The sequence below is a fragment of the Litchfieldella qijiaojingensis genome, from assembly GCF_014651875.1.
Classification (GTDB): domain Bacteria; phylum Pseudomonadota; class Gammaproteobacteria; order Pseudomonadales; family Halomonadaceae; genus Litchfieldella; species Litchfieldella qijiaojingensis.
Genome location: NZ_BMXS01000004.1, coordinates 236,544 through 259,759, shown reverse-complemented (window position 1 = coordinate 259,759; position 23,216 = coordinate 236,544). Strand labels below are relative to the sequence as shown.

At 62.3% G+C, this 23,216-nt stretch carries 22 protein-coding genes; 10 read left to right on the top strand and 12 right to left on the bottom strand.

All coding sequences use genetic code 11. From position 1 onward, the window contains the following. Nucleotides 1-3: 3 nt before the first annotated feature. The 6 genes from IE093_RS06865 to IE093_RS06840 all read left to right on the top strand — a co-directional run bounded on the left by IE093_RS06865 (nucleotide 4) and on the right by IE093_RS06840 (nucleotide 5,969). Nucleotides 4-1,263: a sarcosine oxidase subunit beta family protein gene (locus IE093_RS06865; RefSeq protein WP_189467491.1), complete on the top strand. Its 1,260-nt coding sequence runs from the start codon at nucleotides 4-6 to the stop codon at nucleotides 1,261-1,263. Between the two features lie 98 nt (nucleotides 1,264-1,361). Continuing rightward, nucleotides 1,362-1,640: a sarcosine oxidase subunit delta gene (locus IE093_RS06860; protein ID WP_189467489.1), complete on the top strand. Its 279-nt coding sequence runs from the start codon at nucleotides 1,362-1,364 to the stop codon at nucleotides 1,638-1,640. Further along, nucleotides 1,637-4,588: a sarcosine oxidase subunit alpha family protein gene (locus IE093_RS06855; protein WP_189467487.1), complete on the top strand. Its 2,952-nt coding sequence runs from the start codon at nucleotides 1,637-1,639 to the stop codon at nucleotides 4,586-4,588. The genes IE093_RS06860 and IE093_RS06855 overlap by 4 nt, the downstream gene beginning before the upstream one ends. Then, on the top strand, nucleotides 4,581-5,123 hold the full coding sequence (locus IE093_RS06850; protein WP_189467485.1) for a sarcosine oxidase subunit gamma: 543 nt from the start codon (nucleotides 4,581-4,583) through the stop codon (nucleotides 5,121-5,123). The genes IE093_RS06855 and IE093_RS06850 overlap by 8 nt, the downstream gene beginning before the upstream one ends. 7 nt (nucleotides 5,124-5,130) lie before the next feature. Next, complete coding sequence (locus IE093_RS06845) at nucleotides 5,131-5,484, top strand: beta-eliminating lyase-related protein (protein WP_229803317.1); 354 nt, start codon at nucleotides 5,131-5,133, stop codon at nucleotides 5,482-5,484. A 29-nt stretch (nucleotides 5,485-5,513) separates the two neighbouring features. Continuing rightward, entirely contained in the window at nucleotides 5,514-5,969 is a 456-nt protein-coding gene (locus IE093_RS06840; RefSeq protein ID WP_189467483.1) for a thermonuclease family protein, read from the top strand. Nucleotides 5,970-6,019: 50 nt separating this feature from the next. Here the strand turns inward: IE093_RS06840 and IE093_RS06835 are convergent, their stop codons facing one another. Further along, nucleotides 6,020-8,053 (bottom strand): sensor domain-containing diguanylate cyclase, encoded by a 2,034-nt coding sequence (locus IE093_RS06835; protein ID WP_189467481.1) that lies wholly within the window; start codon nucleotides 8,051-8,053, stop codon nucleotides 6,020-6,022. Nucleotides 8,054-8,652: 599 nt separating this feature from the next. Between IE093_RS06835 and IE093_RS06830 the strand changes: the two genes are divergently transcribed. Together IE093_RS06830 and IE093_RS06825 are read left to right on the top strand one after the other, a co-directional pair. After that, nucleotides 8,653-8,940 (top strand): hypothetical protein, encoded by a 288-nt coding sequence (locus IE093_RS06830; RefSeq protein ID WP_189467474.1) that lies wholly within the window; start codon nucleotides 8,653-8,655, stop codon nucleotides 8,938-8,940. A gap of 135 nt (nucleotides 8,941-9,075) precedes the next feature. Further along, nucleotides 9,076-10,866 carry a putative bifunctional diguanylate cyclase/phosphodiesterase gene (locus IE093_RS06825; protein WP_189467472.1) on the top strand — a complete coding sequence of 597 codons (1,791 nt, stop codon included), beginning with the start codon at nucleotides 9,076-9,078 and terminating at the stop codon, nucleotides 10,864-10,866. Nucleotides 10,867-10,878: 12 nt separating this feature from the next. On the opposite strand, the gene IE093_RS06820 is transcribed toward IE093_RS06825, so the two are convergent. The 4 genes from IE093_RS06820 to IE093_RS06805 all read right to left on the bottom strand — a co-directional run bounded on the left by IE093_RS06820 (nucleotide 10,879) and on the right by IE093_RS06805 (nucleotide 15,214). Continuing rightward, the gene (locus tag IE093_RS06820) at nucleotides 10,879-11,691 is read right to left on the bottom strand and encodes an ABC transporter permease (RefSeq protein ID WP_189467470.1); all 813 of its coding nucleotides are present in this window, start codon (nucleotides 11,689-11,691) and stop codon (nucleotides 10,879-10,881) included. Further along, on the bottom strand, nucleotides 11,688-12,575 hold the full coding sequence (locus tag IE093_RS06815) for an ABC transporter permease (RefSeq protein ID WP_189467468.1): 888 nt from the start codon (nucleotides 12,573-12,575) through the stop codon (nucleotides 11,688-11,690). Before IE093_RS06815 ends, IE093_RS06820 begins: the two co-directional genes overlap by 4 nt. Then, nucleotides 12,559-13,746 (bottom strand): ABC transporter ATP-binding protein, encoded by a 1,188-nt coding sequence (locus tag IE093_RS06810; protein WP_189467466.1) that lies wholly within the window; start codon nucleotides 13,744-13,746, stop codon nucleotides 12,559-12,561. The genes IE093_RS06815 and IE093_RS06810 overlap by 17 nt, the downstream gene beginning before the upstream one ends. A gap of 355 nt (nucleotides 13,747-14,101) precedes the next feature. Beyond that, on the bottom strand, nucleotides 14,102-15,214 hold the full coding sequence (locus tag IE093_RS06805; protein ID WP_189467464.1) for a substrate-binding domain-containing protein: 1,113 nt from the start codon (nucleotides 15,212-15,214) through the stop codon (nucleotides 14,102-14,104). 640 nt (nucleotides 15,215-15,854) lie between these two features. On the opposite strand from IE093_RS06805, the gene IE093_RS06800 reads away from it, so the two are divergent. Beyond that, nucleotides 15,855-16,088 (top strand): hypothetical protein, encoded by a 234-nt coding sequence (locus tag IE093_RS06800; protein ID WP_189467462.1) that lies wholly within the window; start codon nucleotides 15,855-15,857, stop codon nucleotides 16,086-16,088. A 110-nt stretch (nucleotides 16,089-16,198) separates the two neighbouring features. On the opposite strand, the gene IE093_RS06795 is transcribed toward IE093_RS06800, so the two are convergent. Then, the gene (locus IE093_RS06795; protein WP_189467461.1) at nucleotides 16,199-17,239 is read right to left on the bottom strand and encodes a hypothetical protein; all 1,041 of its coding nucleotides are present in this window, start codon (nucleotides 17,237-17,239) and stop codon (nucleotides 16,199-16,201) included. A 97-nt stretch (nucleotides 17,240-17,336) separates the two neighbouring features. Continuing rightward, a complete protein-coding gene (locus tag IE093_RS06790; protein ID WP_189467459.1) occupies nucleotides 17,337-18,353 on the bottom strand; it encodes a porin in 1,017 nt (338 codons plus the stop codon). A gap of 316 nt (nucleotides 18,354-18,669) precedes the next feature. On the opposite strand from IE093_RS06790, the gene IE093_RS06785 reads away from it, so the two are divergent. After that, entirely contained in the window at nucleotides 18,670-18,924 is a 255-nt protein-coding gene (locus tag IE093_RS06785) for a hypothetical protein (RefSeq protein WP_189467457.1), read from the top strand. A gap of 31 nt (nucleotides 18,925-18,955) precedes the next feature. On the opposite strand, the gene IE093_RS06780 is transcribed toward IE093_RS06785, so the two are convergent. From IE093_RS06780 to IE093_RS06760, 5 genes are all read right to left on the bottom strand, one after another. Then, entirely contained in the window at nucleotides 18,956-19,786 is an 831-nt protein-coding gene (locus tag IE093_RS06780; protein ID WP_189467456.1) for a ProQ/FINO family protein, read from the bottom strand. A 110-nt stretch (nucleotides 19,787-19,896) separates the two neighbouring features. Further along, entirely contained in the window at nucleotides 19,897-20,430 is a 534-nt protein-coding gene (locus IE093_RS06775; RefSeq protein WP_189467455.1) for a dihydrofolate reductase, read from the bottom strand. Then, nucleotides 20,427-21,200, bottom strand: a complete 774-nt coding sequence (locus tag IE093_RS06770; RefSeq protein ID WP_229803325.1) for a thymidylate synthase — start codon at nucleotides 21,198-21,200, stop codon at nucleotides 20,427-20,429. Before IE093_RS06770 ends, IE093_RS06775 begins: the two co-directional genes overlap by 4 nt. A gap of 176 nt (nucleotides 21,201-21,376) precedes the next feature. Continuing rightward, nucleotides 21,377-22,168: a prolipoprotein diacylglyceryl transferase gene (lgt, locus tag IE093_RS06765; protein ID WP_189467454.1), complete on the bottom strand. Its 792-nt coding sequence runs from the start codon at nucleotides 22,166-22,168 to the stop codon at nucleotides 21,377-21,379. 252 nt (nucleotides 22,169-22,420) lie between these two features. After that, complete coding sequence (locus IE093_RS06760) at nucleotides 22,421-23,209, bottom strand: sulfite exporter TauE/SafE family protein (RefSeq protein ID WP_189467549.1); 789 nt, start codon at nucleotides 23,207-23,209, stop codon at nucleotides 22,421-22,423. Between the last annotated feature and the right edge of the window lie 7 nt (nucleotides 23,210-23,216).

Below are 23,216 nucleotides of genomic sequence, written 5' to 3'. Positions count from 1 at the left end.
CACATGACACGCTATTCCGTTTTTTCCCTGGTTCGTCACGCCCTGCGCGGACATCGGCATTGGCCCCAGGCGCTGCCCGACGTTTCCCCCAGCGAGCGTTACGACGTGGTGATCGTCGGTGCCGGTGGGCATGGCCTGGCGGCTGCCTACTATTTGGCACGCAAGCACGGCATCACCAACGTGGCGGTGATCGACAAGGGCTGGTTGGGCGGCGGCAACGTCGCTCGCAACACCACCATCGTGCGCTCCAACTACTTCCATCCCGCCCGGCGGGCATTCACCGAACATGCCCTGAAGCTGTGGGAAGGCTTGAGCCAGGAGCTCAACTACAACGTCATGTTCAGCCAGCGCGGGATCATCAACCTGGCCCACAGCAGTGGCCAGATCGATGAGCTGGCACGGCGCGGCAACGCGATGAGCGTCAGCGGGGTGGTAACCGAGCTGCTGAGCGTGGAGCAGATTCGCGAGCGGGTCCCGCTGTTGGATACCTCGCCCGATGCGCGCTTCCCGATCAAGGGCGGCATGATCCAGCACCGCGCGGGCACCGCCCGCCACGATGCGGTCGCCTGGGGTTACGCCAGGGCGGCGGCCAAGCTGGGAGTGCATATCATCCAGAACTGCGAGGTGACCGGCATCGCCCGCAGCAACGGCAAGGTAGTGGGAGTGGAGACCTCGCGCGGGAAGATCGGTGCCGCGCGAGTGGCGCTGGCCGCCGCCGGCGGCTCGTCGCGGCTGGCCGAGATGGTTGGCCTGCGGCTGCCGCTGGAGAACCACCTGCTACAAGCCTGCGTGACCGAGCCGGTGAAGCCGGTGCTCGATAGCGTGGTCACTCATGGGGTGCACAATTTCTACATCAGCCAGACTGACAAGGGCGAGCTGGTGCTGGGCGGCGACCTGGACGGCTACAACAACTCGACCAGCGTCGGCGACCTGCCACCTCTGGAGGCAATGGTACGTACCTGTCTGACGCTGTTTCCCAGCTTGGGGCAGTTGCGGCTGATGCGCTCCTGGGGCGGGGTGGTCGACATGTCCATGGACGGCAGCCCAATCCTCTCGAAGACCTCGGTGGACGGCCTCTACATCAATGCGGGCTGGTGCTATGGCGGCTTCAAGGCCACGCCGGCGGCGGGCGACGTGCTGGCCGAGCTGATCGCCACCGATCGCACCCCGGAGCTGGCCAAGCCCTTTACCCTGGACCGCTTCGCCAGCGGGCGTGTGGTTGCCGAAGAAGGCCATGGCCCGCGCCCCTGGATGTACCACTGATCCATTCGTCAATTCACTCGTCAGCCGCTGCTTCTCGGCAGTCCAACCGGACCTGCGAAAGCGGCTGGATGGGACAGCGCTTCCGAAGGAGTGCACACATGCTGCGTATCCCCTGCCCATACTGCGGTGAGCGGAATTATACCGAGTTCACCTATGGCGGTGATGCCAACCAGGCGCGCCCCGCCAATCCCGCTACCGTTTCCGATACCGAGTGGGAAGCCTTTCTGTATCGGCGTGGGAACCCGGCAGGCGAGCATATCGAATACTGGCAGCACAGCTTCGGCTGCCGTCAGTGGCTGAAGGTCGTCCGCGACACCGTGACCCATGACATCGTCTCGATGGGTGGCCATGGGATGGAAGGGGGGGAAAAAGCGTGACACAGCCAAATCGCATTGCATGGGACGGCCTGCAGATCGATCGCCGCCGAGCGCTGTCCTTTCGATTCAATGGCAAGACCTACCAAGGCTACGAGGGCGACACGCTGGCCTCGGCACTGCTCGCCAATGGCGTGCACCTGGTCGGCCGCAGCTTCAAGTATCACCGGCCACGGGGCATTCTCAGTGCCGGTGTCGAAGAGCCCAATGCGCTGGTCGAGCTCGGCCGCGAGGGGGCTCACCAACCTAATCTGCGCGCGACCGAGATCCCGCTGTTCGACGGACTCGAGGCACGCAGCCAGAACTGTTGGCCTTCGCTGAAGTGGGACCTGGGCGCGGCAGTCCAGTTGGCCTCGCCCATGCTGACCGCGGGCTTTTACTACAAGACCTTTATGCAGCCATCCTGGGCTTGGCGGCACTATGAAAAAGTGATTCGCAAGGCCGCCGGGCTAGGTAAGGCACCGACCGTCCGTGACGAGGCGCGCTACGACAAGCGTCACCAGTATTGCGATCTGCTGGTGGTGGGTGCCGGCCCCGCCGGGCTGATGGCTGCCACCTCAGCGGCCCGCCGTAGCGCCCGGGTGATTCTGGTCGACGAACGTCGCGAGCTGGGCGGCATGCTGCTGGAAGAGTCCGTGCATATTGCCGGACAGACCGCCAAGCAGTGGGTGCAGCAAACCCTGGCCGAGCTGGAGGCCCTGGAAACCGTGACTGTGCTGCCTCGCACCACGGTGTTCGGCCGCTACCGTCACGGCAAGTTCGGCCTGGTACAGCACACCGAGCAAGGTCAGGTCCTGCATTCTGTGCATGCACGTCGGGCGGTGATGGCCACCGGCGCCATCGAACGGCCGATGGTGTTCTCCGACAACGATCGCCCCGGCGTGATGCTGGCCGGCGCCATACGGCGATACATCCGCTGCTACGGTGTGGTGCCGGGGCGCCGGGCGGCGATCTTCACCAACAACGACAGCGCCTACGAGACCGCCCGCTGCCTCAGGGAGGCAGGTGCCGAGGTCGCGGCGATCGTCGATCTTCGCGAGCGGGCACCGAGCGTGGCCGGGCTCGATGATGTGGAAATCCTGACCCAGGCCGAAGTGGTCGGGGTACAGGGCAGCCAACACGTCAAGGCCGTGGAAATCGAAGTCGGCAGCAAACGCCGGCGGATTGCCTGCGACCTGCTATGTGTCTCGGGTGGCTGGACGCCCACCATTCACCTGCTGGCCCACGGCGGCAAGGACACGCTGGCCTATGACGCAGCCTGGGGCGCCTTCATCCCCACTTGCAGCGAACCAGTGCCAGGCATCCATGCCACCGGTGCCTGCAATGGCGCCCAATCGCTGGTAAATATCCTCGCCCAGGGGATCGCTGCCGGCGAGGCGGCTGCCGAGGCGCTGGGCTGCGAAGCGGCAACTCCGGTCGCGCTGCCGGAGGTCCAGCACAGGGGGGGCGAGTTGTCTCCGAGCGCCGCGCCAGTGTGCGAGGTGCGCGGCGGCCGCGGCAAGAAGTTCGTCGATCTGCAGGACGATGTCACGGTGCGCGACCTGGAGCTGGCCCTGCGCGAGGGTTACCGCTCCATCGAGCACGTCAAGCGCTACACCACCCTGGGCATGGGCACCGATCAGGGCCGAACCAGCAACATCAACGGCATGCGCATCGTCGCCGAGCGCTTGGGCAAGCGGATCGACGAGGTGGGCACCACCACTTTCCGCCCACCGTTCACCCCGGTTTCGCTGGGCGCCCTGGCCGGCCGCGAGAGCGATCGTCGCCTCGACGTCTTGCGCCGCTCGCCGATACACGACTGGCACGTGCGCAACGGCGCCGTATTCATGCCCTCCGGGCTGTGGCTGCGGCCGCAGTACTATCGCCGCCCGGGCCATGGCGAGACGCTGACGGAAGCCGCCCGCAAGGAAGCCGCCAACGTGCGCGATAAGGTGGGCATCGCCGATGTCTCGACCCTCGGCAAGATCGAGGTCCAGGGACGTGATGCTGCGGAATTCCTCAACCGCCTCTACATCAACCGCTGCGGCAACGTGGGCCTGCACAAGGCGCGCTACGGCGTGATGCTGCGCGAGGACGGTTTCGTCTTCGACGACGGTACCGTGGTGAAGCTTGCCGACAACCGCTACCTGATCTCGACCACGACGGTCAATGCCGGCGCCGTGCTATCGCACATGGAATTCCACCAACAGATGGTGTGGCCGGAGCTATCCGTGCATATCGAACCGGTCACCGAACAGTGGGCGGTGGTGGCACTGGCCGGCCCCGCCAGCCGCGAGGTACTGGCGCGACTGATGCCGGAGGAGGATGTCAGCAACCAGGCATTGCCCTTCCTCGGCTACCGCGAGGTCTGTTTCCAGGGAGTTACCACGCGCCTGTTCCGCATCAGCTTCTCCGGCGAGCTCGCCTACGAGATCGCCGTACCCGCCGACCATGGACTGACACTGTGGGAGGCTCTGCTCGAGGCGGGCGAGCCATTCGGCATCATGCCCTATGGGCTGGAAGCGATGGACTACCTGCGTATCGAGAAGGGCCACCTGATCATCGGCACCGACATCGATGGTCGAGTCACACCCCACGACATCGGGCTTGGCGGCATGATCCGCGGCGACGACGACTTCATCGGCCGTCGCTCCTTGCAGCGCCCGGCCCTCACCGAGGAAGGTCGCCCCCGCTTGGTCGGCTTCGTCTCCGCCGATGGCGAGACGCCGATCCCCGCCAGTGCCCAACTCGTCGCCGAGCGCTGGACCGGCACTCCACAGGACAGTCTCGGCCGCATCACCTCGCCGGGCTTCAGTCCAGTCCTCGACTGCCCCATCGCCCTGGGCCTGGCCGAGGTGGAGGCCGAGGGTGGCAGCCTCTATGCCGTATCGCCGCTGACCGGCGAACAGGCCGAGGTTACCGTGACACGGCCAGTGTTCCATGACCCCAAAGGAGAGCGTCTACGTGGCTGAAGGCATCACGACACGAGCACGAGCCGTCCAAGCGACGGCAGACCGGCAACGCCACTCCGCGCTGGCCGGCATCGAGACAAGCGTTCATCCACGCGTGAGCATCGCCGCCTCGCAGCCGAGCGCCATGCTGTCCGTGCAGGGTGTGGAGGACAGTACCCTTGCCTCGTTGGGCACCCAGCGCGCCCTGCTGTGGACCGGCCCCACCCGCAGGATGGTGGTCACGGAACATGAATCGCCGCAGGAGCTGGCCGCGGCTCTCGCTGGCCTGCCGGAGGACGTCATGGTCACCGACGTGAGCCACGCCTGGTGCCGCCTGATCCTAGAGGGCAACGGCGCCCGCGAGTTGCTGCAAAGCGGCATCGGGCTTGACCTATCTCCCTCGGCCTGGCCGGTGGGGAGCAGTGCCCCGACCGCTTTCCGCGAGGTCCAGGTGCTGTTACATGCCACCGGCCCGGATCGCTTCGATCTCTACACCTTCCGCAGCGTTGCGCTATGCCTCTGGCAGTGGCTCGACGACAGCGCGGCAGGTCTTTGAGGGCCGGATGACCATGACATCCATGAACGTCACGCTGGCCAAACCGAAACGGATCTTTGCCAGCGACAACGCCTCCGGCGTGCATCCGCGAGTGATGGAAGCGCTCCAGGCGGCCAACCAGGGCCACCATCTCGGCTACGGCAACGACCCTTTCAGCGAGCGGGTCAGGGGGCTGTTCAAGGAGGTCTTCGGCCCCAGTGCCGAGACCTTCCTGATGCTCAACGGCACCGGCTCCAACGTGCTCGCCCTCAAGGGTATGTTGCGCTCTCACGAGTCGGTCTACTCGCGCTCCTGCCACCACAAAAATCGGCGAGCATCTCGTACTTTCTGCGCCACTCTTAGGGTATTTTGCCATGCTTGAATGACACACGCCGAAAACGAGGCCCTGCCATGATGCCTCATGCTTTCCTCGTCTTTCACCTGACTCTCCTGCTGTCCGCTCCCGCCATGGCGCAGCCTTACGGCCCCATCTTCGTGAACGAGATCACCGGCGTCTATGATGGCGATACCTTCTACGTCAACATCGTTGAATGGCCGCCCATCATCGGCAACAACATGCCGGTGCGCATCCAAGGCATCAACACTCCCGAATTGCGTTCACGCTGCGACACCGACGCCGCCAAGGAAGCGGAACGGGAACGGGCTCGCAAGGCCAAGGCGTTCGTCGAGGAACAACTGCGTGAGGCAGATACCATCGTGCTGCACAATATCGAGCGCGGCAGCTTCTTCCGCTTGATCGCCGATGTCAAACTCGATGGGAGGGATCTCGGCGACTTGCTCATCGCGGCAGGCCACGCCCAACCTTATGAACCCGGAGCCGGTGGGCAGGCCTGGTGCCAGCCATAGCACGTGACCGAGGCACCACCGGCCTTGGGCAGCGGCACCATCGGCTCGATCTATCGGCTCCCGTCCACCTCCAGGATGACACCATCACGGCCTTGCGACTTGGCCTGGTAGCAGGCGGCATCGGCACGCGCGACGATGGCTTCGATGGCGTGGTCGCCATCGTCGAAGGCGGCGACTCCGATGCTCAACGTGACCCGGTATTCCTTGCCGGCATGCGTGACGCAAATCTCTCGCACCTCCTTGCGCAGAGTCTCGGCGATGCGCTTGGCGTGCGTAAGGGTGCAGCTCGGCATCAACACCGCGAACTCGTCGCCTCCCTGGCGGGCCACGTGATCGCTGCGCCGCACCTCCCACGCCACGACCTGCGCAATACGCCGCAGCATTTCATCGCCCAATGCATGACCGCCTTCGTCGTTGATGGGCTTGAAATGGTCCAGGTCGAACAGGATCAGCGCCGACGGCGTCCCCGTCTTCTGCCATTCGACCATGGCCTCTTCCAGGCGCCGCTCGAAGCCACGGCGGTTGAGCAACCCAGTCAAGGGGTCGTGTTCCGCCTCCCAACGCTGCAGGGCTTCACGCTCGTGACGTTGGGTAATGTCCTTGACGTTGCCGACGAAGCCGATCGATTGGCCGTTGGAGACTACCTGACGGGTATGCACTTCCAGCCACAGAACCTCGCCATCCGAGCGGTAATAGCGCAACTGGCGCTGAAAGTCGCGCCCCGTTGCCATGGCATCGAACCAAAGATCGATGGCGTCCTGACGATCCTTCTCATGGATATGCGAACGCCAGTCGCTGTCGCGGTAAATCGCCAGGTCATAACCAGTAAGTTCGCTCACCGCGGGATTGATATACGTAACCCGCCCCGCCCTGTCGCTGACGAACATGGCCGCCGGCGAGGCACCCAGCACGGCATCGAGAAACGCCTGGCGATCTTGCAGGAATGCCATGGCCTTGCCACGCCGTGCCTCGAGGTCGTTGAAGGCATCGGCAACCTGCTGGAGCTCGCGCATCTCGGTGCGCAACTGCACCCGCGACGCTTCTCCCCGCCCGACGCGGGCGATTTGACGTTCAAGGTGTCGCAGTGGCCTCAACAATTCCCGCAGCAGCCACCAGAGCAGCGGCAGTATCACCAGCGCGGTGACCAGCCCCACCCACCAGAGCTGACGGAGGAAGGAGATGATCGGCTGCTGTATCTGACGGATGGGCAGATAGATCCCTACCACCCAGTCGGTCGAGCCGACCTGGCGATAAGCCTGCAATGCCCAGTCTCCATCGACCAGATACTTCTCCCAGTCACCGCCGAGCTGATACCCTTCGGCCACCCCTTCCCACCCCGCCAGGGCCCGATTCAACGCCGGGTGAGAATCCTTCCCCGGTACCGGCTGCATGACCAGATCGGCATTCGGATGGGAAAGAACGCGTCCCGAGGTCGTCATCAGCGAAACGAAGCCTCCCTCGCCGATGCGGATACGAGACAGACCGGCGAACAACTCACTGTCGGTCACGCTGAGCACGCCACCCAGCATGCCGGCGAAACCGCCGGACTCGTCGAGCAGCGGCACACCAACGATCACTACCGGTTTGCCCGTTACCGCGTCTACGAATGGCTCGCTGACCCGGGGTCCGTTTGCTTGCCTGATAGAGGAAAAGTACGCGTGGTCCCCAACATCCCGTCCTTCCCAGCCATTCGACTGTGGCAGACCCAACACGACCCGCCCTTCGGGGGAGACGACCAGCAGCGATTTGAATAGCCCGAACACATGATCGAGATGGCCTCCCCGGCGCAGCCCAGCGGCCACTTCCTCCGAGTGCTGCCCGGCATACATGTCGTGAGCGAGGTGTTGAAGCGTATGGATTCCGGACGTCAGGTCATCCTCGATCCGGTCGGCAATGAGGGCGGCTTCATATTCCAGATGAATGACATTGGAATCCTTGGCCAGATGATTCCCGATCTGCAAGGCAAACAACAGGATCACGATGGCCAATACCAACCAGCCCATCCCGATCCCCAACCATAGGCGGGAATGCAGGGTGCGGAAATGCAGGATATGGAATCGTATGTGGTGTAGGGTCCTGCCCATGGCGTTCGTATCGGTCTTCCCTGGTTTCGCGTAGTCGGGCGCAGCCATGTGAAAGAATCAGCATCACCTCGGCCAAGCCATGTCGTTTATCGTTTCTTCTTGTTAACTCTTCCTTTCCTTGATGACTTTGCCATTGTTCAGTTCCGAGGCAGTGCTATCCTCCACCCCATCTGACAACACCCTGTTTCACGCACGAGCCAACTACCGAAGGAGTCATGAATAACCACACGAAAGACTGGCGATCATCACCCTGGTGCGTGTGACGACATGGCAACCGATATGAAGAACGGTGCCAACATAGCCCAAAATGGCGAAATATTTCAAGCCATTATGAGCATCACCCGTGCCGGACAGGTACCGATGATGTCAAGGTGCATGGAAAACATAATCAAATCAAACCATTAAAAATTCGACATATGACAGAAAATATTGGGGCACTTACCACTCGGCGTAAGCCGGGCCATGACATGCTGCGGGGTAGAGTTAGAACATGTACTAACTTGGCAGGTAGTGGCAATTCACTAGCCAAGCTTACGGGAATCCCTCGGCGCACGCTGGAGAACTATCTCAGCGGTCGCTCCGAACCCAAGTGGACAGCATTGGCCGCCATCGCCAAGGCAGTAGGAGTGAACGGGCACTGGCTGCTGACCGGGGAAGGCCCGATGTTGGTCAAGGAGCTCGGCCAATCCGATACCAGAAAGCTGGACGAAGAACTATTGCGTTCGATCATCGAGGCGGTGGAAGACGCGCAGGAACGGCTCGACCTGAAGATCGAACCACCCGTCAAGAAGGCCGATCTCATCCTGGCCGTCTACGACATGTATGACAACACCGGTATCTGCCCGGACCCCACCAAAATGACAAGGCTGATCAAGGCAACCGTTTGAGTGCGGACAGTCCTCGCAATGCCCTGTTCGCAACTGACCTGTGCGGTCGAACTATCGACCGCAGAGTTTGACGCCTGCGCCCACCCCATCGATAGTTAAAATTCAAAATGGCAACGTCTCGTGGTGACCAAGCATATGAACGATGATCCCGGCCAACCCCCAGGTGCTGGCCATGGCACGAGGTTCCACGGCCTGCTGGAGCAGGATCTGCGGCTCGCCGCGGCAAACGCCGTCCGTCGCGACTTTGCCGAGCTTGCCTTCGACCACGGGCCAGTGGGAATCATCATTACCGATCCTCGCCACCGCGTGCTGATCGCCAACCCGGCGTTCAGCGTGATCACCGGCTACGATCGCAATGAGGTGATCGGTTGGGACATCGACGTCTTCCACAGCCATGAGCAGAAGCCCGAGTACCACGAACAGCGCCAGCAACTCGCCCGCGAGCACCACTGGCAAGGTGAGGTGCTGTGCCGACGCAAGAACGGCGAATATTACCCAGAGCTGCTGGCCATCGACGCTGTCTACGACGAAACCGGCCAGGTAAGCCACTACGTACGCGCCTTCATCGATATCTCCGCCCTCAAGGCCAACGAATCGCAGCTCCGCCTCAAGGCGCATTACGACCCGCTGACCGGCCTCGCCAACCGCTTGTTGCTCAACGACCGCCTCGAGCATGCCATGCGTCATGCCGAACGTCGCGACCACACCCTGGCGCTGCTGTTCATCGACCTGGACTGCTTCAAGCGCATCAATGACTCGCTCGGCCACGCCGCCGGCGACCAGTTGCTCAAGCAGGCCGGCAGACGTCTGGCGCGGATGTTGCGCGAGAACGACACACTGGCCCGTTTCGGTGGTGACGAATTCGTCGCTCTGCTCGAACATGATGTCAGCGAGGTGTCGGCACAGAACGTCGCGCTACGCCTGCTCGAAGCACTCGAACCGCCGTTCTGGGTCGCCGGACGACACCTGACGATCTCGGCCAGTATCGGCATTGCCCTCTACCCCCAGGACAGCGAGGATGCCGAGGAACTGTTACGCCACGCCGATACCGCCATGTATGCCGCCAAACGCTCCGGACATGGCCGTTTCGCCTTCGCCGACAAGGCACTGAGCCGCGACATGCAGGTGCAACTGCAACGCGAGATCGCCCTGCGCGAGGCCCTGGACGCCCCCAGTCGGCATTTCAAGCTGCTCTACCAACCGCAGATCGATCTCGGGACTGGCCACCCGGTGGGCCTGGAAGCCCTGGTGCGCTGGCACTCGCCGGGGCAGGATCCGCTGCTGCCACGCCAATTCCTGCCATTGGCGAGAAGTCTGGGCCTGGCGGTGCGCCTCGACCGCTGGGTGATCGGCCAGGTGATCCGTCAACATCAACGATGGCAAGCGAGCGGATCGGCACTGGCCAAGTTGTCTGTCGCCGTCAATATCGTCGACCAGCACCTGCTAGGGAGTAATACCCTCGACCGCCAGCCGCTGGACCACTTCCTGCGCGCCTATACCGAGGACGCCTCCTGGCTGACCCTGGAAATCACCTGCGACAGCCTTGCCAGCGCACCCGACGAGCCCCACCACCTGCTGCGACGCTTGCAACGTCTAGGCGTCAAGCTGGCGATCGACGAACTGGGCGACAGCCAGGTCAACTTCGCGTATCTCTCGCGGCTGCCCATCCACCAGGCCAAGCTCTCCGGAGCGCTGGTAGCAAGCGTCGCCAGACAGGAACGCAGCCGGCTGCTGATCGGCGGCATCCACCGCTTACTGGCAAACCTCGGTGTGAAATGCGTGGTGGTCGGTGTGGAGAACCAACCCACCGCCGAGGCTCTGCTCGCCGAAGGCATCCTCGTGGCCCAGGGCAATCACTTCGCCGCCCCCATGAGCGTCGAGAGTCTGGCCGAGTGGCTGGAAGAGGAAGGTACGACGCCCGCCTAAGGGCCCCCATCCTTATACCCTGGCCAAACGAGCTAGCGCCGCCTGCTCGCGCCGACGTTTCACCTCGTAGGCGATGGCCAGCGCCACGGTGATCAAAATCAGTATCAAGCCCAAGGCATTGACCGCTGGAGTCAGGCCGGTGCGCACCTTGGAGGCGATATACACCGTCAGGGTAGTGTCATAGCCGACCACGAACAGCGTGGTGTTGTAGTTCTCGAAGGATTGCAGGAAGGCGATCACCGCCGCCGAGAGGATCGCCGGCTTCAGATACGGCAACAGGATGCGCCGGAACATCTGCCACTGGCTGGCGCCCAGGTCCAGGGCGGCGCGCTCCATGGTGCGATCGAAACGCTGCAGCCGCGCCATCACCATCAGCATCACATAGGCTGCAATGAAGGTCGCCTGACCCAGCACGGTCAAGAAGATCCCCCCGCTGACACCGAACTGGCGCCAGAAAATCAGCGTCGAGATACCGATGATCACACCCGGAGTCAGCAGCGGTGAGAGAATCAGCGCATAGATGAACGGCTTGCCGCGACTCGACACCGTGTTCAGGAACAGCGCGCAGGCAATACCGATCGGCACCGCCAGACACAACACCCCCGCCGCTACCAGCAGGCTGTTGGAAAGTGCCTGCCACATGCCGCCGTCGGCGGCGAGCTCGCCGAACCAGCGCAGCGTGGTGCCGTCCCAGGGAGTGATGGTGGGAAAGCGGCTGTCGTTGAAGGTCGCCGCCGCCATCACCATCAGCGGCAGGAACAGATACAGGAAGAATACCGTGATGTAGAAACGCAGGCCGAAGGCCAGCAGGCGTTGCGAACTCATTTAGCGATATCCCCCAGCCCTACCTTGAAGAACTTCATGACGAGCGACATGAAGCCGATACACAACACCAGCAGCAGGAACGCGTAAGCCGCGCCCTGATTCCAGTTGCCGCCCTCGAAGAACCAGTTGTAGATGATCTGGGTGAACCATCGGCTGCCCGGTGAGCCTAGCAGCGCCGGCACCGCGTAGCTGCCCGCCGCCAGCATGAAGGTCATGATGCAGCCGGTGGCGATGCCCGGTTTGGCATGCGGAATCACGATGCGCCGGTGGGTGCGAATACTACCGGCGCCCAGATCGCGCGCAGCGCGTATCTGGTTGTCGTCGAGGCTCTCGATGGCGTTGTACAGCGGAAACACCATGAACAGGATATACGCGTAGACCATCCCCACCATCACCCCGGCATCACCACTCAGGAAGCGGATTGGCCGTTCGATCAGTCCCAACGCCAGCAGGATCTCGTTCAGCGGGCCGCGAAACGCCAGGATGATGAACCACGAATAGGTGCGCAGGATCTCGTTGATCCAGAACGGAATGATCAGCAGCAGGATGCACAGCGCCGCCTGACGCGGGGTTGCCACCTTGGCCAGGTAATAGGCCAGCGGATAGCTGACCACCAGGGTCAGCAGGGTAACCAGCACGCTTGACCACAGCGTCTTGAAGAAGATCGCGCGGTGGATCTCGTTATCGAACAGGGTGACGTAGTTCCCCAGCGTCCAACCATCCTCCGGCCCGCCCCTCTGCGCCGGCAGCAGGTTGGGACGGAAGGAGTAGTCGATCATCTGTAGTTGCGGCAGCGTGACCATGACGATCAGCCACATGCCCAGCAAGGTCAGGATGGCCATTGCCAGCGGATGGCCGAAGCGCTCGCTAAGCTGACGAAACATGCGCGCCTCCTGCCTCGGCTTCGCCCTTGGCGGACGTTTCGACCACTTCACCGGTCGCCTCGTCGACCACCGGACTGCCGTCATCGGGCAGCACCACTGCCTCTTCGGGGTCATAGCCGAAGCCGACCTGCCTGCCTGGTTCCAGCATGCCGGCGGCCTGCTTGGCCAGATCGCTGCCGAGCTGCACGCGCAGCTTCTCGCCGCTGGCATCCAGCCGGGTTTCCAGCATCAGCCAGGCACCCTCGAAGTGTACCGCCTCGATGGTCGTTTCAAGCCGGGGCCCCGTATAGCCGTCATCCACCGGGCGCAAGTGTTCGGGGCGCACGTAGAGTGCCGCCGCCTGGCCGTTGGCCAACACGACATCCTCCCCGGCGCTCCCCATCAACGGCCCCAAGGCGCCGCCATCGAGACGTACGCGGGGCCCCTGACGGTCGACCACCTTGACCTCGAGACGATTGTTCTCGCCGACGAACGACGCCACGAAGCCAGTGAGCGGGGCGCGATACAGCGTCATCGGATCAGTCACTTGCTGGATACGCCCCGCCGACATCACCGCCACCCGGTCGGACATGGTCAGTGCTTCGCCCTGATCGTGGGTGATATAGATGAAGGTGATGCCGGTCTTGCGCTGAATCGCCTTGAGCTCGGCGCGCATATGCTGGCGCAGCTTCAAGTCCAACGCCGACAGCGGCTCATCGAGCAGCAGCACGCGCGGCTCCACCGCCAAGGCCCGAGCGATGGCGATACGCTGCTTCTGGCCACCGGAGAGCTCGGTGACGAGCTTCGACCCACTGCCCTCCAGCGCTACCAGCGCCAGCAAGCGTTCGGAAGCCTCGCGCCGCTTGCGCTTGTCGACCCCGCGCACCTCTAGGCCGAACTCGATGTTCTCGTACACTGTCATCAGCGGGAACAGTGCCAGGTTCTGAAAGATCATCGCCGTCGGCCGGTGGTTGACCGGCACCCCCGCCATCGGCTCGCCGCCGATCATGACTTGCCCATCGCTGGGAGTGAGAAAACCGCTGATCATATTGAGGATCGTGGTCTTGCCACATCCCGAAGGTCCCAGGAAGCTGAAGAACTCCCCCGACGCAATCTCGAGCGACGTGCGCTCGATGGCGGTGAAATCGCCGAAGCGCATCACCACCTCGTCCAGTTTGACACTACCGTCCATTGATACCCCTTTACCCTATCGCGCAATGAATTGCGCTCCCACAACCCCATCCAATGCCGCGCAGCCCTGTGGGAGCGCAGCTTGCTGCGCGATCCGGCCGTCAGGCCGGCTTTCTCGAGATCCTGCCAAATGCATCGCGCAATGAATTGCGCTCCCACCACCCCATCCAAGGTTGCACATCCCTGTGGGAGCACAGCTTGCTGCGCGATCCGGCCGTCAGGCCGGCTTTCTCGGGATCCTGCCAAATGCATCGCGCAATGAATTGCGCTCCCACCACCCCATCCAAGGTTGCACATCCCTGTGGGAGCACAGCTTGCTGCGCGAAATCATTGCCGGTCGCGAAGCACGGCATGGATCACGCCGACAAATACCGATCCTGGTATTCGTTGCGCAGCGCCACGTACCACGGTTCCTGGATCGGCCACCACCACAGGTTGGCCAGATCCTCCTCGGTGTAGGATTCCTGGAAGAACTTGCGCGAGGCTTCCGGCAACAGCGCCTCGGCGCCCTTGGCGGTGGAGTTGTAGCCGGTGGCGGCGACGAACATCGCCCCGGCTTCCGGGGTGTAGTACCAGTTGATCAGCTCGTAGACGGCATCGGGGTTCTGGGCATTCTTGGGAATCACGAAGCCTTCCATCCATGCCAGGGCGCCTTCGCGCGGCGCGGCATAGGCGATGTCCTCGCCCTCCTGCTGCAGGCGGAAGGCGGTGCTGTCCCAAGTCTGGCCAATGATCGCGCCGTTGGTGCGGAAAGCGGCCTGGGCCTCGTTCTCGGTGTCCCAGAACTGCGCCAGCATGTTCTTGTGCTTGACCGCTTCTTCGAGAATCACGTCGAAGTTGGCGCGCATCGCTTCTTCATTCTTGTAGGAATCGAGCAGCGGGAATGGCAAGCGCCCTTCGCGCTCCAGCCATAACCCGATGCCGACCAATGCCGAATGGCCGCGCACCGTCACACCCTGTCCGTGGTCCGGGTTCCACAGGTCGGCGTAGCTCAGCGTCGAGCGGTCCAGATTGGTGAAGCGACGATTGTAGGTGATCGCCTCGGTGCCCCAATCGCTGGGGGCGAAGTAACGCTTGCCGTCGACCACACCGCCGACCTCGGAACCGGCAATGGCACTTTCCAGCGCACCGTCCCAGTTGATGCGCGACTCGTCCAGCGGCTGCACCAGGTCGAAGTCCAGGTAGCCCGGCACGCGGTCGACGGTGGGCATGATCACGTCGAATCCGCTGCCGTCGGTGGCACGCAGCGAATTCATCAACTCGTCGTTGGTGCCATAGGGAGTAAAGGTGGCACGAATGCCGGTCTTTTCGCTGAAATCGGCGAGCATCTCGTCGGAAAAATAGCCGGCCCAGGCATAGATGCGCAGGGTCTGCTCCTGGGCCAGCGCCTTATTGATATAGAACGGCACCGAGGCTGCAGCTCCAGCGGCCAGTGTGCCCTGCAGAAAACGACGACGCGTGATCGACATTTGTTGGTCTCTCCCTGCTAACGAAATCCGATTCATTGTTCGAGGGGCTGTCCGGCCCGCCACTCGTCATGACAGGGGCCTCGGTACCCATCGCGAATCTAGCGCTGGGAGGTGACCGAAAGATGACGATTGAATGACCGTTCAACTTGCCTAGCGTTGAGAATAGCAGGCGGTGAGAAAAGAGAAAGACGGGGATTCAACGCTGAACTAGATTGAAGAAGGAAGAAGGAAGAAGGAAGAAGGAAGAAGGAAGAAGGAAGAAGGAAGAAGGATGAAGGATGAAGGATGAAGGATGAAGGATGAAGGATGAAGGATGAAGGATGAAGGATGAAGGATGAAGGATGAAGGATGAAGGATGAAGGATGAAGGATGAAGGATGGCAGTGTCTGGCTTTCACTTCCCTCTTCAAGGCGCGTAGCGCCGTTCTTCCCTCTTAAACCTTCCCTTCTTCAGTCGCGAAGCGACGTCTTCCTTCTTCCGGGCGCGTAGCGCCCGAGGCTGTAAGTTTTGCCATGCCGTCCCTACAAAGAACCAGATACCTTGCTGGTCAAGTTGCCATTGCAACCCTAGAGACGGCGGCTGATGCAGCGGGTGTCGCAACGAGCACCATAGAACATTGACCGACTAGTCGAGGTGTCCCATGAAAACCATGATACTGACCGCATCGGCTCTGGCAGCATCCCTGCTGATGGCAGGCTCGGCGTTTGCCATGGATTCTGACGCGATTGAAAAGCATATGGCAGAGATCAACCAGCAAGCCGAACAAACCACTGCCAGCAAATCCCGTGTCGAAGCGCTTGAAAACCAAGTGCAACAACTGCAGGAATTGATTCGTATGATGCTTGAGGAGGAAGACGCAGACACCTCCTCTTGATGACCTGACACTACGATCTCACATCCGTAGCATGTAACGTGGTGCCGGGGGCCGGTCATGCGGCCCCCTTTTTTTGCTCGACCTCTTACCCTGGCCGGGGAGAAGTGGCCTTATTGGCGATCCAGTTGGATCACCTTTAGCTCGTAGTTGTTGACGCCGGTCATGACGGAGCCGAACTTCTGGCCCTGCACGCGAATGCGGTAGCGCCCAGGCGAAAGCACGGTGCGCAGATCGACATCGCCATCGAAGCCTTTACCGGCCCCTTCAGCCACCACGCGGCCGCTCTCGTCCAACACCTGAAGCGCGATCCGGTAGGTGTCCTCATACCCCGTCGGATAGGTGGCCGTGGTGATGGCGATGGTGCCGGCTTCCACCACATCGAAGGTCAGGACTTCACCACGCGCGCGGATCTTCACATCGGTGACGATCCTCTCGAAGCTTCTGGGCGCGTCACTGTCGGTCGCCTGCCCGGCCTGCGGTTCACTGGTTGGCGGCTGGGGCTCGGCGCTCGATGGCGCAGTACCTTCGGCCGTGGTGGATTCCTGAACATCTGCAGCCGCTTCAGTCGCAGGCGGCGCGATGGTCGCCACGGAGTTGCGGTTACGTACGAAGACACTGCGACTTGCTTCGCGACCACTACCGGTAAACACCAGCCCCTGGCCTTCGCTGATGCTTCCTTCCAGACGGCGCCCCTGGGCATCCAGCCCCGACACCGTGATATAGAAGCTATTGCCCGATCTTGCCCGGGTACCAAATTTCTGGCCTTCGACCCGCAGCACGTAGTCGCCCGGCTCTAGACGCTGGCGCAGGGCCAGGCCACCGCTCTGACTCAGCGCTTCACCGCGGGCGAGCACCTGGCCCCGGTCATCCAGTAGCTCCGCCGCCACACGATAGTCATTGTAGGACCCGCCCGGCACGTGGCTCTTGAACAGGTAGGTGCCAGCTTTCTTGACAGTGAAGTCATGCTCATGGGGGGAGCCGTAGAGAAAACTGCGGCTGCGCGCATCGTTTTCCGACTGCAGGAAGCCGGTCAGGTCGAGCTGGCGCCCCTCCTCGCGAAAGCGCTTCTCCATCACGCTATCGGCGACACTGACATCGGCCAGCACCAGGCTGAACACCAGCAGAGTGCCAGTCACAATAGACGATTTCATAAGACCTCACATCGGCAAATGAAAAAAGCCGACCCCGCAGGATCGGCTTTCGTTATATAAGGCTTCTGATTCAGGGTCAAACCCCGAGTCGAAAGACTTAGAACAGGTAGGTCACACCCACGGCGACACCGTCGCCAGCATCGTCATCCCGATCATCGGTGGCCAGCTCGAGCCAGGTGTACATGGCATCGGAGATGCTATAGTTGGCACCAATCACGAACTCGTCGCGCTCGTCTGCTTCGAGCTCGTCATCGACGCGCTGGTAGGCGCCGTAGACGTCGCCCATGCCGTAGCCGTAGCGAGCGCCCAGAGCGTAGAAGTCGGCATCGGAATCATCGAAGTCGGAGTCGAACTTCTCGGCCTTGGCAGACAGGCGCAGGGTGCCGATGGTGTACTGGGCGGTCACACCGTACTGATCACCGAACTCACCGCCGAGCGCGGCGCCCACGCCAGAAACTTCTTCAATGTTATCCAGGTTGTCGTAGGCCGCAGCGATGGAGAAGCCACCGACGGCGTACTTCAAACCACCGAAGAAGGAAGCATTACTGGAACTGGAGAGGTTCTCGGCTTCGGCATCGCCCTTGAACTGGGTACCCAGGGCAAACTGGAAGCCAGCCAGAGACGGAGAGGTGTAGGTGAACTTGTCACCTTCGAGGAACTTACTACCCACAGCCCCGGCTCTTTGAGAGGTCGAGTCGCTGACATCGAAGAATTCGTTGTTGGTGATCGGATCCTGGATCCAGTCATCGATCAGCGGGTCATAGGAACCCAGGCGTCCATCACCGAAGTTGCCCTTCAGACCCACGTAAGCCTGGTCACCAGTGTCCAGACCGCCGGCGCCCTTGATCTCATCGGCATCGCCTTCGAATTCGTACTTGAAGTAGCCAGTCAGGCCATCAAAGATCACGTGCTCACCGGTGACACCCAGAGTGGAGCCGTTATCGGCCAGCTGATCGGTGGTTTCGGCGCCTTGGTCAACGCTGGAGTAGGCCAGCTGGATGTTGCCGTACAGGTCCAGCCTGGTGCCTTCCTGGTTGTAGACGGTGGCTGCCTGGGCAGCGGCAGAGGCACCCAGGGCGCCGGCGATAGCAGTCGCTAACAGTGTCTTTTTCATCGCGATATGTTCCTTTACTAGCTTACTGTTTCGATCGTTAATCGGCTTACCCGGTGTGCCCAGAATCTCGCGTCTAAGCGCTTGATCCAGGACCGCTACCTGAGCGAAGCCTTGTTATAATCCAATGCTCGCAGGGAAACCTTATACTGGGATTTTCGAGAGCGCAAGAAGAAAAAACACTGTTTTTAATCTCCGCGCACGAAAATCAGGGAACTTTTCCCCTACCCAAGGGCCACGCCACCACCCTGCAACGCTTTCCCTGGACTGCCACCGATCCTGCCTCACGGCATGGTCATGGCAGCGAACCCCGCCTATCTTGGCGAGCTTCGCGCCAGCTTTCAAGAGGAAAACTAATCAACGTTTTGCGAATTCGCTCAATAAAAGCTGGAAGCTGGAAGCTGGAAGCTGGAAGCTGGAAGCTGGAAGCTGGAAGCTGGAAGCTGGAAGCTGGAAGCTGGAAGCTGGAAGCTGGAAGCTGGAAGCTGGAAGCTGGAAGCTGGAAGCTGGAAGGCAGCATCTTGCCACCAGAAGCTGGTATCAAGAGTTTTTTCTTCAAGCTTCCAGCTTATGACTTCCAGCCGCGAAGCGGCGCTCTTCCAGCTTCACCGCTCATGCTTGGCGAGAAGCTCACTAATCTTCTTCTCCAACCGCTCCTCCTTCTCCTGCTGGCGCTGGCGTTCGCGGCGCTTGGCCTGGCGGGTACGGTTCTGCGCCTGCAGGTCGTCGAGCTGCTTGCGGGCGTACTTGGCCTCGCCTTCGGTCACCACCCCGGCGCTCTCGCCATCGAGCCCCACGCGTTCGGCGCCGGCACGCACCGCCTTGAGATAGCGCGGCAGGTGCACGTAGCAGGCCAGCGCGCGGCGCACCAGTTTCTCCGGCCACGGCTCACGGGCCACCAGGTCCTCGTGGATGCCGACCTTGAGCGGCCGGGTGTGGCCCTTGAAGAAGGTCTCGGTATAGCGGTGGTACCACTCGTCGAGCAGCGCCTGGGGGGATGGTGCTTCGCCGATCGGCAAGCGGCTCTGCGGGCCTTGGTCCATGTCGGAGTCGCTTGCGGATGCCGGTGGCGGTTCGTCGCGGTGGGCGGGCTCGGCCGGTGTGTGGGATGGGGCCGGCGGCGATGCGGAAAGGGGCTCTCCCTCGCTCGGTACGGCTTGCGGCCTGGCATCGTGGTGGGGAGTGTCGCTGCCCGGCTCGCTCGTCGAGGTGTGGTGCCTGGGTCGGCGCGCCATCAACGCCGCCAGGCCCTGGCGGCGGCCGGCGGTCACGTGGGCATGCTTGTGCGCCTCGAGCTGTTCGTGAAGCTCGCGATTCTGTTCCTGAAGCTCGCGGTTGCGCGCTTCCAATACCTTGATCGTCGCCCGAGCATCGAGGAGTTCCAATAGTCCCTTGTCGGCCTGCCGTTCCAGCGCGTCGATGAGTTGAGGGATCAAGGGCATGCCCTCCATGCAGCACTTCCCGAAAAAGGCCGGCGCCTGACGCCGGGCCCACTTGATTCAATAGTCTGTGTCAGCTTGGCATTCCTGACAAACAGCATGTGCCATTAGCGGCGCTCGTATACGACGAAAGCATAAGCCGGTTGCCCTTCGCGGGGCTCACCGGGAACGCGTTGCACTTCCCGCCACTCGGTCATGTCCAGCTCGGGAAAGCGGGCGTCGCCTTCGACGTCGATATCGACCTCGGTGAGGTACAGCCGCGAGGCCCAGGGCAACGCCTGGACGTAGATCTGCGCGCCGCCCATGACCATGATCTCTTCCACGCCGTCGATGATCGCCTGCTTGTCGGCAAGATCAAGAGCGCTGGCCAGATCACGGCATACCCGCACCCCGGGTGGTTCGAAATGGGGGTCGCGGCTGACGACGACATTGAGCCGCCCCGGCAGCGCGCGGCCGATGGAATCGAAGGTCTTGCGCCCCATCACCAGCGGCTTGCCCTGGGTCATGCGCTTGAAGAATTTGAGATCCTCGGGCAGGTACCAGGGCAATTTATTGTCGACGCCGATCACCCGGTTGCGCGCCATGGCAGCGATCATTGCCACCGGGACGACGGTCTCGACATTCGGCGTTTCGTCACTCATACCGCCACCTCGGCCTTGATGTGCGGATGCGGCTCGTAGCCTTCGATGCGAATGTCCTCGAAACGAAAGGCAAACAGGTCGCGAACATCGCGATTGAGCACCAGGCGCGGCGCCGGGCGCGGGGTGCGCGAGAGCTGCAGCTTGGCCTGTTCGAGGTGATTCGAGTAGAGATGCGCATCGCCGAGGGTGTGGATAAACTCGCCCGGCTCCAGGTCGCAGACCTGGGCGACCATGCAGGTGAGTAGCGCATAGCTGGCGATGTTGAACGGCACGCCGAGAAAGATGTCGGCGCTGCGCTGGTAGAGCTGGCACGACAGCCGCCCCTCGGCGACGTAGAACTGGAATAGCGCGTGACACGGCGGCAGCGCCATCTCGTCGACCAGCGCCGGGTTCCAGGCCGAAACGATCAGCCGCCGCGAATCTGGGTTGCGCTTGATCTGCTCGATGACGTTGGCGATCTGGTCGACATGGCCGCCATCGGGCTTCGGCCAGCTACGCCACTGGTAGCCGTAGACCGGGCCCAGCTCGCCGCTCTCGTCGGCCCACTCGTCCCAGATGCTGACGCCGTGCTCCTTGAGGTAACCGATATTGGTATCGCCGGTCAGGAACCACAACAGCTCGTGAACGATCGAGCGCAGGTGCAGCTTCTTGGTGGTCAGCAGCGGAAAGCCGCGCGCCAGGTCGAAGCGCATCTGGTGGCCGAACACACTGCGCGTACCGACGCCGGTGCGATCGTGCTTGGCCACGCCATGTTCGAGCACATGGCGCATCAGATCCAGGTAGGGTTGCTCGAGTGCAGGCGAAGAAGTCGCAATCACGGGATGTCCAATAGCGGTGAGATGGTGAGGTGAAATGGACTGCCTAGTGTACTTCTCGGCCGGGGCCGAGGCTACCGGGTGCTTGTCGGTACTTGTCGCAGCGACGGATGCTCTGGCCCACACTTGCCTTACGGTATTTTGGCATCCACCGGTTGACCGCACGACCAGGCGATCAGTGCCAACCCGGCGGCGATCATCGGCAGGGTGAGCAGCATGCCCATGGTAACCCAGCCGAAGGCAATGAAACCGATATGGGCGTCGGGCAGGCGCACGAACTCGACGCTGAAACGGAACACGCCGTACAGCAGCAGGAACAGCCCGGAAATCATGCCCCGTGAGCGCGGCGTGGCCGAGACGAACCATAGGATCGCGAACAGCAATGCGCCTTCGAGCAGCGCTTCGTACAGTGACGACGGGTGGCGGGGCTCGGGTCCCATGCTGGGGAACGGCATGCCCCAGGGCAGCTCGGTGACCCGCCCTGGCAGCTCATGATTGATGAAGTTGCCGATACGCCCCGCCCCCAGGCCGATCGGCACCAGCGGCGCGACGAAGTCGGTAAGCTGGAAAAACGCCAGCCGGTGCTTGCGGGCGAACAGCCAGGCGGCAAGCAGCACCCCGATCAGCCCGCCATGGAAGCTCATGCCGCCGTCCCAGACCTGGAATAGCCACAAGGGGTTATCCAGCAGCCGGTCCAGTCCGTAGAACAGTACATAGCCCAAGCGCCCACCTGCGACCACGCCTATCGCGCCATAGAACAGCAGATCGCCTATGTCCTCGCCGGTCAGGCCGATCCTCGCTGCGCGACGGCGCCCCAGCCACCAGGCGGCCAGGAAACCGACCACGTACATCAGGCCATACCAATGGACGGCGAGCGGGCCAATCTGGATGGCCACGGGATCGATATTGGGGTAGGTCAGCATGCAGGATCCTTGATGAATTCAGAAACCAAGCCGGAAGATGGAAGATGGAAGAGGGAAGACGGAAGACGGAAGACGGAAGACGGAAGATGGAAGATGGAAGATGGAAGATGGAAGATGTGCATTCTCTAGTATTTTCTTCACTCTTCAAGGTGCGCAGCACCGCTCTTCAACCTTCCTTCTTCCAGGCGCGCAGCGCCGTTCTTCCGACTTCCAGGCGCGCAGCGCCGCTCTTCCAGCTTCCCTCTTCCAGCTTCACAGAAGAAATCTCAGCCCCACCCCCGCCAGCAAGGTGGCGAAGGCCAGGCGCAGCACGTGGGCCGGCAACACATGCGCCAGGCGCACGCCCAGGCGCGCGAAAGGCACGCTGGTCAATACGATACCCAGGAATGCCGGCCATGATACGAAACCAGTGGACCAGGGTGGAAGCTCGGGGTTCCCCCAGCCCACGACAATGAAGGTCATGGCGCCGAAGATGGCGATGGGCAGGCCGCAGGCGGCCGAGGTACCCACGGCGTCGGTCATGCGGGCCCCGCAGCGCGACAGCCATGGCACCGTCAGCGTGCCGCCGCCAATGCCGAATAGCGCCGAGACGGCCCCAATGACACCCCCGGCCGCGCCCATTGCCAGTCGGCCCGGGGCGGCGGCCCCCAACTTGGGGCCCAGGCCCAGCGCCATCTTACCGGCAACCAGGATCACGAACAGTCCGAACAGCGTGCCCAACGATCCGCCGGAAAGATTGCCGGCCACGCAGACACCGGCGACCGCCCCCAGCATCAAGCCCGGCAACAGGGCCAGGAACCAGCCACGTCGTACCCCGCCCTTCTGCACGTGCCCCCAGGTCGAGGATGCGCCCGTGACCACGATGGTGGCCAGCGATGTCCCCACCGCCAGGTGCATGACCACCGCGGGATCGATGCCTTGAAGGCCGAAGGCGAAGACCAGAGACGGGACGATGATCAGCCCGCCGCCAACGCCGAATACACCGGCCAGCGTACCCGCCAGCACACCGATGGCCAGATACCCGGCCATGATCGAAAGCATCGAAGCG